The sequence below is a fragment of the Mixta intestinalis genome (genome assembly GCF_009914055.1).
In the GTDB taxonomy this organism is placed as follows: Bacteria; Pseudomonadota; Gammaproteobacteria; order Enterobacterales; family Enterobacteriaceae; genus Mixta; species Mixta intestinalis.
Window position 1 is genome coordinate 73,812 of record NZ_CP028271.1, and the last position, 15,963, is coordinate 89,774.

10 protein-coding genes, 2 pseudogenes and 1 CRISPR repeat array (1 of these 13 cut by a window edge) are annotated in these 15,963 nt (G+C 49.5%); of the genes and pseudogenes, 9 read left to right on the plus strand and 3 right to left on the minus strand.

Annotation, left to right across the window (positions count from 1 at the left end; all coding sequences use genetic code 11):
* Nucleotides 1-86: a CRISPR direct-repeat array (repeat unit 29 nt) (it extends 920 nt beyond the left edge of the window).
* Between the two features lie 66 nt (nt 87-152).
* On the minus strand, nt 153-2,864 hold the full coding sequence (cas3, locus tag C7M51_RS00305; protein ID WP_160619632.1) for a CRISPR-associated helicase Cas3': 2,712 nt from the start codon (nt 2,862-2,864) through the stop codon (nt 153-155).
* 923 nt (nt 2,865-3,787) lie between these two features.
* On the opposite strand from cas3, the gene casA reads away from it, so the two are divergent.
* The 8 genes and pseudogenes from casA (at nt 3,788) to cui (ending at nt 10,513) form a co-directional block, all read left to right on the plus strand.
* Nucleotides 3,788-5,359, plus strand: coding sequence for a type I-E CRISPR-associated protein Cse1/CasA (gene casA, locus C7M51_RS00310; RefSeq protein ID WP_160619633.1), 1,572 nt, complete (start codon nt 3,788-3,790; stop codon nt 5,357-5,359).
* On the plus strand, nt 5,352-5,942 hold the full coding sequence (gene casB / locus C7M51_RS00315) for a type I-E CRISPR-associated protein Cse2/CasB (RefSeq protein WP_160619634.1): 591 nt from the start codon (nt 5,352-5,354) through the stop codon (nt 5,940-5,942). Before casA ends, casB begins: the two co-directional genes overlap by 8 nt.
* Before the next feature lie 22 nt (nt 5,943-5,964).
* Complete coding sequence (gene cas7e, locus C7M51_RS00320; protein ID WP_160619635.1) at nt 5,965-7,029, plus strand: type I-E CRISPR-associated protein Cas7/Cse4/CasC; 1,065 nt, start codon at nt 5,965-5,967, stop codon at nt 7,027-7,029.
* A 9-nt stretch (nt 7,030-7,038) separates the two neighbouring features.
* A complete protein-coding gene (gene cas5e / locus C7M51_RS00325) occupies nt 7,039-7,764 on the plus strand; it encodes a type I-E CRISPR-associated protein Cas5/CasD (protein WP_160619636.1) in 726 nt (241 codons plus the stop codon).
* Nucleotides 7,764-8,468: a type I-E CRISPR-associated protein Cas6/Cse3/CasE gene (gene cas6e / locus C7M51_RS00330; RefSeq protein WP_160619637.1), complete on the plus strand. Its 705-nt coding sequence runs from the start codon at nt 7,764-7,766 to the stop codon at nt 8,466-8,468. The genes cas5e and cas6e overlap by 1 nt, the downstream gene beginning before the upstream one ends.
* Nucleotides 8,468-9,393 (plus strand): annotated as a pseudogene (cas1e, locus tag C7M51_RS00335) (type I-E CRISPR-associated endonuclease Cas1e). Before cas6e ends, cas1e begins: the two are co-directional and overlap by 1 nt.
* 2 nt (nt 9,394-9,395) lie before the next feature.
* Nucleotides 9,396-9,689 (plus strand): type I-E CRISPR-associated endoribonuclease Cas2e, encoded by a 294-nt coding sequence (cas2e, locus tag C7M51_RS00340; protein WP_160619638.1) that lies wholly within the window; start codon nt 9,396-9,398, stop codon nt 9,687-9,689.
* Between the two features lie 460 nt (nt 9,690-10,149).
* A pseudogene (cui, locus tag C7M51_RS22665) lies at nt 10,150-10,513 on the plus strand (colicin immunity protein Cui).
* 493 nt (nt 10,514-11,006) lie between these two features.
* Here the strand turns inward: cui and C7M51_RS00355 are convergent.
* On the minus strand, nt 11,007-11,633 hold the full coding sequence (locus C7M51_RS00355; protein ID WP_160619640.1) for a hypothetical protein: 627 nt from the start codon (nt 11,631-11,633) through the stop codon (nt 11,007-11,009).
* 366 nt (nt 11,634-11,999) lie between these two features.
* On the opposite strand from C7M51_RS00355, the gene C7M51_RS00360 reads away from it, so the two are divergent.
* On the plus strand, nt 12,000-12,509 hold the full coding sequence (locus C7M51_RS00360) for a phenolic acid decarboxylase (protein WP_160619641.1): 510 nt from the start codon (nt 12,000-12,002) through the stop codon (nt 12,507-12,509).
* A gap of 363 nt (nt 12,510-12,872) precedes the next feature.
* On the opposite strand, the gene mgtA is transcribed toward C7M51_RS00360, so the two are convergent.
* Complete coding sequence (gene mgtA / locus C7M51_RS00365) at nt 12,873-15,560, minus strand: magnesium-translocating P-type ATPase (protein WP_160619642.1); 2,688 nt, start codon at nt 15,558-15,560, stop codon at nt 12,873-12,875.
* Nucleotides 15,561-15,963 lie beyond the last annotated feature (403 nt).

Here is a 15,963-nt window from a genome sequence, read left to right on the forward strand (position 1 = left end):
TCCTCGCGTCAGCGGGGATAAACCGCGTCAATGGTTATTAATCTGTTTTCAAAATCGGTGTTCCCCGCGTCAGCGGGGATAAACCGGATGGGGAGGGCATAAACGATCTGAAAGAATTGTGTTCCCCGCTTCAGCGGGGAAAGCTATTCAAACTATAAACTCTTTTTTCTACCTGTCAGACCAAAGCGCCTGCTGTAATAAGGTGCTTCTCCCTCTGGAGATACCAATACAACCTGGGCGGCTGGGCGATGCTGTTTTTTACGAAACCGCTCAAGAAGATCTTCGTCAGGTAATGAAAAACTAGCATGAAGTTTCTTCCATAAGGAAAGTCGTATGGATAAGCGGCTTTTTTCCCATGAGTATTCGCTTTCTTCAACAAGGGGATGCAATACATTCTCCTCATCTATCCAGGCCAGATAAATATCCACGCTTTCTTCACCGAGACGGGTAGTAAAATCGCGATCCCTGTCCCATAAAAAATCACTGGATTTTATGTCATAGCCCTTATCACGTAGTAATAAGTTTTGCGCAGCGACCGAACGCTTGCTCAGAATTTCGCCAAAATTCAAATCAGCAAGCGTTTGCAGTTCAGCAGGAGCGGTAATTTTTTGCCCATAAACCCCATCCACTAAAGCGCGCGCATTTTCTGGCATCACTATTTTTCCGGTTTCTCTCAATAACGTCTGAGTGCGCCATAAGCAGGCATGATCCTGATATACGAAGCCGGTGCCGCGTAAGTTTTGTCCCAGCCATCCCTGTTTTGCTTGTGGCTGCCATTCCGGGGCGAGAATATGTAGTACCGGTGCATGGCGTTCATCGGGCAAACTATTTTTAATATTTCCCTGAGCGTCGCGGGTATGCCGCTGCAAGCGCCCGGCGCGCTGAATAAGTAAATCAATCGGCGCTAAATCAGAAATCATCCAGTCAAAATCAAGATCCAGGCTTTGTTCAACCACCTGAGTGGCGATTAAAACTTTTCCTCTCCGTTCGGAAGGTGGGGCGTCTTTACCAAACCAGCTAAGCGTTTTTTCTTCAATCGTCATTCGATCCGCGAAGGCGAAACGGCTGTGGAATAACAACAGATCCTCTTCAGGAATTCTTTTGTCATTCAATAAATTTTGAAATATTTCCAGTGCCTCATCAACCGTATTACGGATCCAGCAGATGCATCCGCCAGACTCCACCACCTGATAGATAAGTTCCAACGCCTTATTGCGCTCGTAGAGCCAGTTAATAGCGACAGTACGCTGCACTTCCGGGCGCGTTGCCAGCGGTTGTTCTGTAAGGCCCGTGGACGAAAGATGACTTAGCCAGGGGTAATCCGCCTCTTCGCTAATATCCTTAGTGGGGAATCCTGCGCCTTCATTAAAGGCGCAAACTAATTTCTCTCGTAATCCGGCTGGCAGCGTTGCGCTCAAAATAATCGCGCTGCCTCCCTGTGCCGCGTGGAAATGCAATAAGCCTTCCAGTAGTTTCACCATATAGCCATCATAGGCGTGCACTTCATCCAGCAGCAGGATCTTATTCGCCATGCCCAGCAACCGTAATGATTGATGGCGAAAAGGCATTACCGCCATCAGCAGCTGATCCAGCGTACCAACACCCACCTCAGCAAGCAGCGCTTTTTTACGCGAGTCGGCAAACCAGGCATGGCACTCAGCCAGCGCGCTGGCGTCGTCCTGCGCATAATTTTCTGTTGATCCTTCACCGGGCTGCCATACAGACTCTTTAAAGGAAGAGGACATTTCCCGTCCGCCATGTGCCAGCACCAGTGAGGGTCTGGCTTCATCACTGAATAGCGCACGATAAGCCTTTGCCAGCCGCATATACATTGCGTTGGCCGTTGCCATCGTCGGCAGGCCAACATAAAGTCCGTCACCTTTCTGTGCTGACATTAAGCGATGCGTCAGGATCAGCGCGGCTTCCGTTTTACCTGCGCCGGTCACATCTTCCATGATAACCAGCTGTGGTCCGGGAGCGGAGATATCCAGCGTAGCCGCCCGTTGCTGGAGGGGCGTCAGTGTTTCAATAAAAGGAAACAGCGCCTGATGTCCGTTATAACTGCTAAGCGCTGACGGTGCGGGGACATGCAACAGTGCCCGCTGGGCTTTCTCGCAGGCGAGCGGCCAGTATTCTTCCAGTGTCATCGGGCGGCTGATAAGTGGGAAGAAGGTTTCATTTGATCCCATCCAGTCAGCCAGCGTCATCACTCCGGCAAAATACCAGCTTTGTTGCCTTAGATTTTTCTTGCACTCTTTTTGTTGCCATTCCTGCGGCAGGGTGAAAGGGAAAAGCTGGGTCAACGCCTCCAAAAAGCGGCCCGCCGTAGCAATATCTTCATCATCGAAGGCCAGTGAACTTTTATTTTTCTTATCCGGCGGAATACCATGATGGCCTGTACTAATGGATAACCACGTGTTTAATGAACCTTCAAATTTATCGCGTTGCTCTGTTTCTATATTTGCAATAATTTTATTACCATCATTACACCACTCTTTAAATAATTCATGCCACAAATAAAAACCTAACGTATCATGGCGTTCTAAGGCCGCAATGCCACTAATCGGACGAACCAGTGGGGCATCTGGAAATAAAGCGAATTTTTGAAAACCTCTGGCGAATTTGCCAATATCATGGCAGGCGAAGAGCCAGGCGATCCAGTTAGCGCCGTCTTTATCTGATATTCCACATTTACGTAATATGTCTTTAATGTTAAAAATATTATGCTTAACGATATAAAATCCGCAGGCGGCTACATCAAGGCAGTGATAAGCAAGAAGATGATAAGGATCATTTTTATTATTGCCAGATTTGTTAGTTTTTCCCCAGTAACGTAAATATTCAGGGAGTGTTAATGTTGTCATGTTTCTTACCTGAAGTGTTATATTAGAATTATAGAAAATAGTAAGCTGGATGACTTACGAATGAAATGGCTTTCTCTCACACTATAAATAATTTGCGGAGTAGATTTCATTATTTCAATCAATGAAGGCTTATGATTTTTTATTTTCGCTGCTATCTGTTATGACAGAAAAATTTGATGCTAATAATTTTTGCGCAAACGTTTTTCGTTTTGCGTCGGAGAATGTTCGGCGGATCCAGGCGACAGGTTATATAAGAGCCACGTTGTTGTTGGTACGTAGCCTGATGCCTTAAAGGCAAAAACCGTAACTCTTCAGGAAATAATTAATAAGCAACCAGAATATTTGTTGCAGATGCTGATGCAACATCAGTTCAATCTCCCTGGAAAAGCCCGAAGCAGAGCGTGCGTTTTGTCACAGATACTGGGTGAGGTGTATGGCAAATGATGCGGATTCAGAGATGTGGAAAATATGTACTTTGGGTTTATCCCCGCTTACGCGGGGAACAATAAAGCACAAAACTAGCAACGTGCTCGTCTCTTGGTTCAACCCCACAACTATGGGGAGTTGAAAAGCTTAGCAGACCAAAATTGACAAGGCTAGCCTAAAGTTCTTCATCAAGCTCTTCTCTCTTGTAGCAGAGTTGATGGCGTAAAAAAACAGAGTATATTGACCCTGTTGACGCTATGGGTATGAGTTTCCAGAACAGAGCCCACGTCAGAGGTGGGACATCTGCCTGGATAAGTTTGGCGACTTCATTCTAACAGGATGTCCCGGTTATCAGCAAACAATGAGGGAGCATTATGGTGATCACCACCGTGCTAACCCAGGGAGAAATGTTGTTGTTAATGGCATTTCTGTTGACTGGATTAAGGCGTTAATACGTCCAGCTGGCCCGGTTGGGCCAGCATTACAGGAGTAACGATATGGATTTAACCCAGGAGAAATGGCTGCCTGTCATTCTGAACGATGGGCAGAAAACCAAAATCTCTCTGTCTGAGCTGTTAAATGACAATATTATGGATGTTGCCTGGCCCCGTTCTGATTTCCAGGGCGCAGCGTGGCAAATGCTGATCGGTGTGCTGCAATGCACCGTTGCGCCAGAAGATGAAGATAGCTGGGATGAGATTTGGGATAACGGTATTGATGCCGAAAAATGGATCCAGTCATTGAGTTCCATTTCTCCTGCCTTACGTTTCGGCGCAGAAAAACCGTCATTCCTGCAAAGCCTTGAGCCGCTGGACAGCGAAAGTAGTCCGATATCGGGGCTGTTGATTGAGGCACCGGGCGGAATCACCCTCAAGCGCAATAAGGATCATTTCGTCAAACGCGGCAGCGTTGAACAGATTTGTCCGCACTGTGCGGTAATGGCGCTCTTTGCGGTGCAAACCAACTCACCGGCGGGTGGGTCTGGCTATCGCGTAGGGATGCGCGGTGGCGGGCCGTTAACAACGCTGGTTGTTCCGCTGCAAGAGGAAAAATTCCCGCTGTGGAAAAAGCTGTGGCTCAATGTCTTACCGCAGGAGCAGGTTTTAAAACCCGAACAGTATCCGCTGGTTTTTCCCTGGTTAGCGCCGACAAAAACCAGTGAAAAAGCCGGAAACATTGTCACGCGGGATAATGCTCATCCGCTTCAGGCGTACTGGGGCATGCCGCGCCGTATTGAGCTGGATTTTTCACATACCCAGGCGGGCATATGTGATTTATGCGGCGAGCCACATGAAAAGCTGCTGCTGCAAATGCGCACTAAAAATTATGGCGTGCAGTATGATGGCTGGCTGCATCCTCTCTCACCTTATCGTCAGGCACTGAAGGATCCTTCCGCGCCCTGGCTGGCATTAAAAGGCCAGCCGGGAGGGCTAAGTTATAAAGACTGGCTGGGCGTAAGCCTGGAATATAGTGATAAATTTAATAAATGCCAGTCGGCAAAAGTAGTGCGCTATGCCAGTGATAAAGACAAAATCGATACCGGGCTGTGGTGTTTTGCCTGGGATATGGACAATGCCAAGGCGCGCTGCTGGTATCAACATCGTATTCCACTGCTTAATGTCTCTCGCCCCGAACGCCGACGTTTTCAGGATGCTATTTCTCAGGTGCTACAGCTGGCAACGGAATCATTAACGCTGCTCAGATATGCATTAAAAAGCGCCATGTTTGAAAATCCCAAAGAGGCTAAGTTTGATTTCAGTATGGTGGATATTGCTTTCTGGCAGGAAACCGAACCCGCCTTTCGCACGTTACTAAAAGCCCTGATGGCCGATCCGCAGCGCAAAGATTTCGCAACGCGCCAGGCATTACGTAACTGGGAAAGCGAGTTAATTAACTATCTATTGCAGGTTTTTGATCGTGATGCGTTAACCGATCCTGATTGCCCGGACGATATTCTGCTGCGCCAGATAAAAGCACGCCGCATATTGATTGGCAGCTATTACAAGCTAAAAATGCGTGAGGATCTAATCGCATTAGCGAAAGAAGAACAGGAGGCGAAAAGTGTTTAATAATGATACCGCGGCGTTGCGGAAAATTACGAGTCCAAAGGCGCAACAGACTATACGCGACTGGTTCGCAATGTTGTCCGAACGCTATGCCAAAGAGGGTAACGGACGAGCCTGGCGCGCCAAGATTAAACGCATGCAGCCTCCTTATGACGTAATGATGAGCGAGGGTTATAGCGTGCTTCGTCAGCGACTTATAGCACATATGGCGCTGCGTCCGATAGATGACATGGCACTGGCGTTATTTGTCAGCGTTGCCGTGCATATTAAATATGAGAATCAAAAATTAAGCTTTGCTGCTCAGCTTGGAGAGAAAGCTGAGAGCGCCAGACCCATTTTGTCTTCTCTGCGTTTTGAACGTCTGCAAAAAGCGCGCGATCCGGAAACCTTTTGTCAGTTACTGATTAGAGCAGTAAAGCTCCGCAATTATTATGGTGTCAATATTCTCTCGCTGGCCGATAGCATTTTCTTATGGATGGAAGAGTGGCAGCGGCGCGAAGCGCATCAGCCTGAAGACCGTAATCCTTTTGCCAGAAACCGTATTCGTTGGGCAAATGAATATCTTTTTACTGCACGTGACGTATAACCATTTTTAGAGGGACTTAACCATGACGACTTTTATTCAGCTTCATCTGTTAACTGCCTATGCGCCTGCCAATCTGAATCGTGATGATTCCGGACGTCCGAAAACCGCTTATATGGGTGGCATTGAGCGCCTGCGCGTATCGTCGCAAAGCCTGAAGCGCGCCTGGCGCTGTTCAGATACTTTTGATGAGGCGGTAAAAGGAAATATCGGTAAGCGCACGCGACGCATGGGCATAGAATATGTCTATAAGCCGATGAACGACGCAGGCGTTGCGGAAAAAATCGCCAGGGCAGCCGCAGAAAAAATTGCCGCTCAATTTGGCAAACTTAAAAAAGATAAAAATGCCACGCCTGAACAAAAACTTGAAATAGAGCAAATAGCCCACCTCAGTAAACATGAAATTAAATTGATCGAGCAGCTGGTTGATACCTTAATCGCCGAAAAGCGTGAACCTAATGAAGAAGAAGTGAAGCTGCTGCGTAAAGAGCAACGCACCGTTGATATGGCGCTGTTTGGTCGTATGCTGGCCTCTTCGCCGGAATTTAATGTCGAGGCCGCCTGTCAGGTTTCCCATGCGCTGGGGGTTAGCGCCGTGACGGTTGAGGATGATTTCTTTACCGCCGTTGACGATCTGAAGGATACAGATATAGAAAAAGATGCTGGCTCCGCCCATATGGGTGAGCAGGGCTTCGCCTCGGCGCTTTTTTACACCTATATCTGCATCAGTCGCGATCTGCTGATAGAAAACCTCGGTGGCAATGAAGAGCTGGCGAAACGCGCCATCGCCGCGCTGACGGAAACGGCCTTAACCGTATCGCCGACCGGTAAACAAAACAGCTTTGCCTCCCGTGCCTATGCCTCTTACGCGCTGGCGGAAGTTGGGCAGCGGCAGCCGCGTTCGCTGGCGGCGGCGTTCTTCCAGCCAGTATATGATGCCGAACAGATCCCGGCAGCTATCCAGCGCCTGAAACAGCAGCGGGATAATTTTGATCGCGTTTATGGCAAGTGCGCTGACGATTGGGCAGAACTGAACGTGCCGGAAGGTAAGGGAACGCTGGCGGAATTACTGGCCTTTGTCAGCCAGTGAGGATGAATAATGAAGGAATACTTGGTTTTCCAGCTCTATTCGCCGCTTGCTTCATGGGGTGAGGAAGCGCCTGGTGAGGTGCGTCACTCTGCCACGGTGCCGGGGCGCTCCGCTCTGCTGGGGTTACTGGCGGCAGCGGTCGGTATCTGCCGGGATGAAGAGCAGAGGCTGAACGTTTTTAATCAGCATTATCATCTGGCGGTGCATGCGCTTGCATCCCAGGATCGCTGGCTGCGCGATTATCATACCGTCAGCGGGCCGCGGGAAAATAAAAAATATAACTATTACACCCGGCGGGATGAGCTTTGCCTTGCGCCAGAGGAGGTCGGAACATTGATCTCCCAGCGTGAATATCGCTGCGATGGCTACTGGCACGTGGCGGTGAGCGCCACGCCTGACGCCCCCTATTCGCTTGCCGAGCTGCGCGAGAAACTACTCTCGCCGCATTTTCCGCTCTATCTGGGGAGAAAATCTTGCCCGCTGGCATTGCCGTTGGCACCGCGCCTGATGACCGGTTCGCTAAAAGAGGTGTTTATCCGTGCCGCTGAAAAGCTTTCGGCAGCGGAATTAACCGGCTTTACACTACCGACTGGGGCCTGTTACTGGGACGATCCTGATGAGCAAAGCATCGATTGCCAGCAAAAACAGCACAGTAACAGTCAGCCGTTAAGCCGCAGGCGCTGGCAGTTTGGACGCTATACCCGTTTCTACGGACAGCTGTTGGGGAGGGAATAATGTATTTGTCTCGTATTCAGCTTTTATTTAACAGGCTGACCCCGCAAATGTTAAGTAAATGGGATTCAGCAACGCCTTATGCCAGCCATCAATGGCTGTGGCAGCTTTTTCCTGAGCAGGAAACGCGCCCGTTCCTGTTTCGTCAGGATCATCACGGCCGCTTTTTCGTTTTATCCACGGTACCGCCGCTAACGCAGCACGCGCTGTTTAATATCGAAACGAAGCCCTTTAATCCGCAGCTAACAAAAGGTATGTCCCTGACTTTTCAGTTACGCGCTAACCCCGTTGTTACGCGTAATAAAAAGCGCAGTGATGTCATGATGGATGCTAAATATCAGGCGAAAGCGCAGAACGTACCGCAGGAGCAGTGGCCGGAATTGCAGCAACAGGCAGCGCAACGCTGGCTTGAAAACCAGGGTGAAAAGCATGGCTTTCGTTTGATTGCGCCGGAGCTTGATGAGTTTTCTCTGTGGGCCGGTGAAGATGAAGACGAAACATCGGTACGTTGCACTTGCGTAAAAGCCTGGCGGCAACATCAATTTATCCGTAAGGCGCAGGAGAAACCCGTTACTTTCAGCAGCGTCGATTTCGAAGGCACGCTTTGTATTACGGATCCCGCTCTATTTGAGCAGGCCTTATTTTATGGCGTGGGCAAAAGTAAGGCGCTGGGCTGCGGCCTGTTAATGGTAAAAAGAAAACGCTGATGAGCTGGCTTCCTCTTAACCCCGTGCCGTTGAAAAATCGCGTCTCGATGATTTTTTTACAATATGGGCAGATAGATGTTATCGACGGCGCATTTGTCTTAATCGATAAAAACGGCGTGCGTACTCATATTCCGTTAGGCTCAGTGGCCTGCATTATGCTGGAGCCAGGAACGCGAGTTTCTCATGCGGCGGAGCGGCTTGCCGGCTTGCCTCTACGGTTGGAACGTTACTGGTGTGGGTTGGGGAAGCGGGCGTGCGGGTTTATGCTTCAGGGCAGCCCGGCGGCGCGCGTGCGGATAAGCTGCTCTATCAGGCAAAGCTGGCGCTGGATCAGGATCTGCGTCTGAAGGTAGTGCGCCGGATGTATGAGCTACGCTTTGGCGAACCTGCCCCGGCTCGCCGCTCCGTTGAGCAGCTACGCGGTATAGAAGGCAGCCGCGTTCGCGCAACCTATGCGCTGCTGGCAAAGCAGTATGGCGTTAAATGGCACGGACGTCGTTACGATCCAAAGGATTGGGCAAAAGGCGATACGGTGAATCAATGTATCAGCGCGGCGACCTCCTGTTTATATGGCATAACGGAAGCGGCGGTGCTGGCCGCAGGCTATGCGCCTGCCATCTGCTTTATTCATACCGGCAAACCGCTCTCATTTGTCTATGACATTGCGGATATCATCAAATTCGATACCGTGGTGCCAAAGGCGTTTGAAGTGGCGCGCCGTCAGCCCGCAGAGCCGGATCGTGAAATTCGCCTTGCCTGCCGCGATATTTTCCGCAGCGGTAAAACGCTGGAAAAGCTGATTCCTTTAATTGAGGATGTGCTGGCGGCGGGAGAGATTGAACCGCCACCGCCGCCTGAAGATGCTTTGCCTGTTGCTATCCCACTTCCCGTTTCCTTAGGCGACGTCGGTCATCGGAGTCGCTGACAATGAGCATGTTAGTTGTGGTAACTGGAAATGTTCCGCCGCGATTACGCGGCAGGCTGGCGATTTGGTTACTTGAAATACGTGCGGGCGTTTATGTCGGTGACGTCTCGGCGCGTATGCGCGCCATGATATGGGAACAGATTTCAGTATTAGCAGAAACCGGAAATGTGGTGATGGCCTGGGCAACCAATACCGAGTCGGGCTTCGATTTTCAAACCTGGGGTGAAAACAGACGTATTCCGGTAGATCTTGATGGGCTGCGTTTGGTTTCCTTCCTGCCTGTTGATAATCAATAAGTTAATGCTCTTTAAAAGCGGGATATATCCGGCGCATTTTTGTCTGGCGAAAACTGCTATTAATTCGGGGATATATTTTTAGAGTGCTTCCCGCGTCAGTAGAATGCGTTGATTATCTCCAGTTGTGTCACGTTTATGTTTGGCGCCCAGGAATTCTGTTTGCTAAAAAACAGGTGGTTTAATTTATGCAGATGAAAGTCAACAGAAAAAGGAATGAAAATTCATAATTTCATTAGTTGCTTAACTATTTGACATTTCCCTGTTTAAAGTTAATGAATTCTACGATAATTGAAGGAGTCGGATTGTGGCTCGAAAAAATAACCGCCTTGCTAATAGACTATTATTTACGTTTGCTTTTTTTGGCTCTTTTCCGTTACTTGCAATTTTTATAACGTATCTAATTAATCCTGAATCATCTGTTCTGTATTACATTTTTACTAACACTCAAGACATTCCTTCGGTGACTTCTGCATTTAATCCTGTAATGACAAAGGCTATGGATTTATACTGCAAAAGCGCCCCTTTTTTTTGCATTTTTAACTTTTTTAACTATATTTAAATACAGAGAATTGATGATAATAATCGACAGAAATAAAGCAGTGCGATCATGCTTATTTACTCCAGTAGTCTACGGAGTAAGTATGTATCTTTTAATGTTGAGGGACTTTGAGTTAACCACCGCAGGCAGACTATTAAAAATCATGTCTACAAATAATGCAACGTTATATCTTTCTTATTTATTGATTTACATTGTTATTTTTTTCATGACATATGCTATGTGTTATATGCCTGTACTGTCACTTAAACTATATAAAGGGAGGTAACGGGAAACTGTTACCTCTCTCATTACCAGTTAGTGGGGCAACCTAATGATTTCATTATTCAGTTTATCAACAAATTTATCATCAATCATGGCACCAATCAATGCGACCATTATAATGCCGAGAATATTCACTGCAACGGCAGGTGCACCTTACAGAAGCAACCGCACTTGTCGACAGAAACGTATATCTGTGCTTATCACACGGAAGAAAGCTGCACTGTGCAGTTTGCTATCGGCATCGAAATAGTTTCTCAGCCAACCAGGCTTTCTGTACCATCGTGGGTAAACCAGGGGATGTACCGTATTATGTCGTTTGGGCGCGTATTCTCTACGTCAGCGAGGGATAAAATGCTGACGATCCGCCTGGAGGGAGGTTCCCTGCGCAATCGGGGGCAGCCGTATAGAAAGATTATGGCTGGTTAAATTGATTTCTGGTTTTAAGGTGGCAATAAAAGCTCCGTCGAAACGGAGCTTCATATTGCGACATAATTACTTTAATTGCTGGGGAAAAGCTCAGTCATTTTTACTTTACAATAAGTCATAAAGACATCTTCAGAGGCTTCAGGATGTTGTTTTATATCATCCATGACGTGTTTATCTGAGGTGATCTCTTTTAGCGTGTCCATCAGGATGCCTTTCACCTGATCTTTCTGAGAAGAGGGCATCCTGGGATCGAGAGATTTAACTTTAGCCAGCGCATTATCCGCCGCTTTTTCCAGCGTTAAGCCAGACACCACCACATCCGTGATCATCTCCCACGACATCCCGCACATGTAAGAGGCTTGCTTACGCGTTAAGCCAATGGTTTCCAGCTCCTTGCCACCGCAGCCAGATTGAGTGAAAAATTTAATATCTTCAGGCAGCTTATAGCTACCATCGATCATATATTTTCCCGATCTGTAGGCAAAGGGGCGCCAGGTGCTGTGATCGCGTGGTGAAAAAACTTCTCCGCAAATATAATCCTCTCCGCGCATATTTTTGATATGACGAAGTAATTTAAACTGAACTTTGGCTGGCTCTGACATTGCACTTCTTATCGTTTCCTGTGCCGTTTCAATTGTGTCGGTTTGTGCCAGCACCGGAAGGGCAATAAAACAAAAAGCAAAAATATATTTCCTCATGATATCCCTGTGTCATTCCTGTCCATCGTAATAAAACAGCCCCGGATAATATCAAAGATAAAAGGTTAGGCAATGCCAAAATCATAAGATGTCAGGACAGGATTATTATTTTAAATCGTAGCAGGGGTTATATATTAGCTTTTCTTTATTTAAGGGCGTTTGTTGATTAATACATGGGGGTATTAACAGAATAGTACTGTTACAAATTGAGAAAAAATATTAATCCGCATGTTTTATCAAACAATATCTTTCTTTTTTTACCTACAGGTCAGCATGTTTGATATAAGGCAAAAGCAAATGCATTTACAACTCCTTGCTGAACCGGTTGAGCTATAATGAGACTTCTCACCAAGAGGAGTAAATTTTATGAGCTTCGATAAACACGATCTGAGTGGTTTAGTCGGTAAACATCTGGTCTACACCTATGATAATGGCTGGAACTATGAAATTTACGTTAAAAACAACCAGACGATCGATTACCGCATTCATAGCGGGCTGGTTGGCAACCGCTGGGTTAAAGATCAGCACGTTTATCTGGCGCGCCTGGCCGGTGACGTTTACAAAATCTCCTGGACAGAACCAACCGGTACGGATGTTAGCCTTAGCGTCAATCTTGCCGACAAAGTGTTCCATGGCACCATCTTCTTCCCGCGCTGGGTGATGAATAATCCGGAAAAAACCGTCTGCTTCCAGAACGAGCATCTGGATGAAATGGCCAGCTACCGGGAAGCCGGTCCTGCTTATCCAACCGAAGTGATTGATGAGTACGCCACGCTGACTTTTATTCGTGACGTGGGTGAAAACGATGACAGCGTCATCAACTGCCCGGCCAGCGAGCTGCCTGATAATTTCCCGGAAAATTTAAAACAGGCGTGATCGCATGCGGCTTCTGAACCGGCGGACGTTCAGTTTTATTTCTGAACGTGAGAGCGGTTTCTGTAAACAGATGCCGTTCTGGTGACGAAAAAAAACCGCCCGTCGGCCCTTTTCGCTGGCATGTTGGCACCACGGGAGCAATGAATTTAGTTGGCGCAGGCTAAGCACGGCGATAAAGGTGGCGAACAGGGCATAAGGGCGTTTTTACCGTCGGTAGTAAAACATCTGCTGTTAAACCCGGCTGCTTATTAACCGGCCGGGTTTATTTTTGCGCTTCTTTAACGTTTAGCCTGATGTCGCATCGTTCCTGCGCAGGGAGAAACGATGCGGATGTTCTGCTGATGCTGACGGTTGTCCCTCTTTTCAGAACCATTCACCATAGCGACGAATATAGAGGGTTTTTACGCCCTGGCTCAACAGGCAGTAGCCCAACAGCGTTATGACCAGCCACGGGAAATAGCTCAGCGGCAGCGCCTGCAAACCAAAAGTAGTCGCCAGCGGTGAAAAGGGCAGCGTAATGCCGATTATCACTACCGCCAGCGTTGCCAGCATCACCGGCAGGCTGGCCCAGGCCTGAATAAAGGGAATATGGCGGGTGCGCAACATATGCACTACCAGCGTCTGGGAAAGCAGGCCTTCAACAAACCAGCCGGACTGGAACAGCGCCTGATGTTCGCTGCCGTTAGCGCCGAAGACGTACCACATCAGCGCAAAAGTGGTGATATCAAAAATTGACGACAGCGGGCCCATCCACAGCATAAAGCGACCAATATTGCGAGCATCCCATTTACGCGGCTGTTGCAGAAAAGATTTATCCATCCGATCCCAGGGCAAAGCCAGCTGGGCTACATCGTAGATCAGATTCTGCAACAGTAACTGGATAGCCAGCATCGGCAGGAACGGAATAAAGGCGCTGGCGACCAGTACGGAGAAAACATTGCCAAAGTTTGAGCTGGCGGTAATGTTCAGATATTTAATGATATTACCGAACGTCTGTCGACCAGCGATCACGCCCTGTTCCAGCACAAGCAGGCTTTTTTCCAGCAGAATAATACCGGCGGCCTGTCGGGCCATATCGCTGGCACCATCGACCGAGATACCTACGTCGGCGGCCCGCAGCGCGGCGGCATCGTTAACGCCGTCGCCGAGGAAGCCAACCGTATGGCCCTGCTGCTGCAAAAGTCCAACCACGCGCGCTTTTTGCGTCGGCGTCAGACGGGCAAACAGCGTATGCTGCGTCACGCGTTGCGCCAGCTGCGTATCGTCAAGCCGTTCAATTTCTTCGCCCAGCAAAGGTTCGCCCGCCGTCAGGCCGACATCGCGACAAATTTTGCGGCTGATGGTTGGGTTATCGCCGGTCAGCACCTTAATCTGAATACCTTTCTGCTGTAGCGCCCCGATCGCCGCTGCCGCACTCTCTTTCGCCGGATCGAGAAAGGTTAACATGCCATACAGCGTTAATTCGCACTCGTCTGCGAGTGTGAGTTGCTGATACCAGCCAGTAGCGTGGGTTTCCCGTTTGCCGATAAGCAGCACGCGGTAACCCTCCTCGTTTAAACGCTCACTCTGCGCACGCAGCCTGTTGCGCCATTCCTCATCCAGCCGCAGACGCTGGCCGTTGATGCAGAGATGGCTGGATACCGCCAGCATCTCTTCCAGCGCACCTTTACAGATTAAATGATGCTCGCCCCGTTCATCGGCGACCAACACCGAAAGGCGGCGGCGTTCAAAATCAAACGGCAGCTCATCGATTTTTCGCCAGTGCTGCGGCAGCCCCTCGCAGCGCCGCGCAAAGCGCAGTACTGCGCGATCCATCAGGTTTTTATGGCTGCTTTGATACTTGCTGTTCAGCCAGGCCAGCGCCAGCACCGTATCATCACTGTTGCCCTGTAAATCAAGATGCCGGTCGAGCACGATACGATCTTCAGTTAGCGTCCCGGTTTTATCAGTGCAGAGCAGATCCATAGCGCCGAGATTCTGAATTGCTTCCAGACGCTTTATCACTACTTTGCGGCGCGCCATGGCTATAGCGCCTTTCGCCAGATTGGTACTGACAATCATCGGCAGCATTTCCGGCGTTAACCCAACCGCGACCGCCAGCGCAAAGAGCGTGGCGTCAAGCCAGTCGCCTTTGCTGAAGCCGTTGAGCACCAGCACCACAGGCACCATCAGTGCCATAAATTTAATCAGCAGCCAGCTTACGCTGTTGACGCCGCGATCGAAGGCGGTAGCGGGACGTTCGCCAACTAAGCGGTGCGCCATTGAACCAAACCAGGTGCGATTGCCGGTGGCGACAACTACCGCCGTAGCGGTGCCGCTAACAACGTGCGTGCCCATCAGGCAAACCGAGGCGGCGTTAAACAGCGCGTTTTCGTTAAGCGGCTGCGTCTCTTCTGTTGCCGTAAGGCGATGGGATTTTTCTACCGGCAGCGCTTCGCCGGAGAGGGCGGACTGGCTTATCAGCAGATCGCGCGTGGCGATCAGTTTGCTGTCAGCTGGAACGATATCGCCCGCTGACAGCAGAATAATATCGCCTGGCACCAGCTCCTGCTGGGCCACCTCCGCCACTTCTGCTACGGCGTGGTCATTTGTCCGCCGCCGCACGCTAACGCGGGTGGTTACCATTGCCCGCAGCGTATCCGCCGCTTTGTTATTGCGAAACTCCTGCCAGAAACGCAGCAGGGCGCTGAGCAATACCATTGTCAGCATAATAGCGATACCGGTCAGATCGGTTTCCGCATTCTGACGCAGCGGCAGCCAGTAGTCGGTAAAAAAGCTGATAGCAGACAGCCCCAGCAAGACATAAATAAACGGATTATTAAACGCCAGCAGCAGCTGGTGGAGCGGATGCGGTGCCCGCTCAGTAGCGATCTGATTAGCGCCGTAGCGCGCCTGACGTTCGGCAACCTGCTGGCAGGTTAAGCCATTTTCATCGCTCTGCAGGCGCAGCAGCGTAGTTTCTACGGCAACGCCGGCTTCCTCACCGATCGGCAGGCGTCGTTGGGCCGCAGCAGAGCGCTGACGCGCTGCCAGTTTAATGGTCTGAGTCATCTCAGTTACTCCAGATTATGCGCACCCCGATCCCTCTCAAAATGAGATCGCGGCAAAAATATAAGTCTGCGTTGCAGAAAAAGGGGGAAGGTTATCCGGCTCCTGTGCAACGCGTTTTACGTTGCATACAAGGGGGTTCGTCCATGACGTCTCCTTAACCGCCGACGGGCGATAGCAGATTTGGCGCAGCCAGGAAGCGGCGCTGGGCGTAGCGTTGCGTTAATAACGCGATAGTGAACTGGGCCACGGAGGGCCTGGGGGGAAAAGGGCGTGGCGATAGATTAGCATCGGGTTCATCTCTCAAATTACAAAACACAGACGAACCGAAAGCTCGCTGCCTGCCGGTCAGCAAACCGCGGGGGCTGGTCTGTTAGATTGAACAGGTAAGCACCAGGGACTCCAG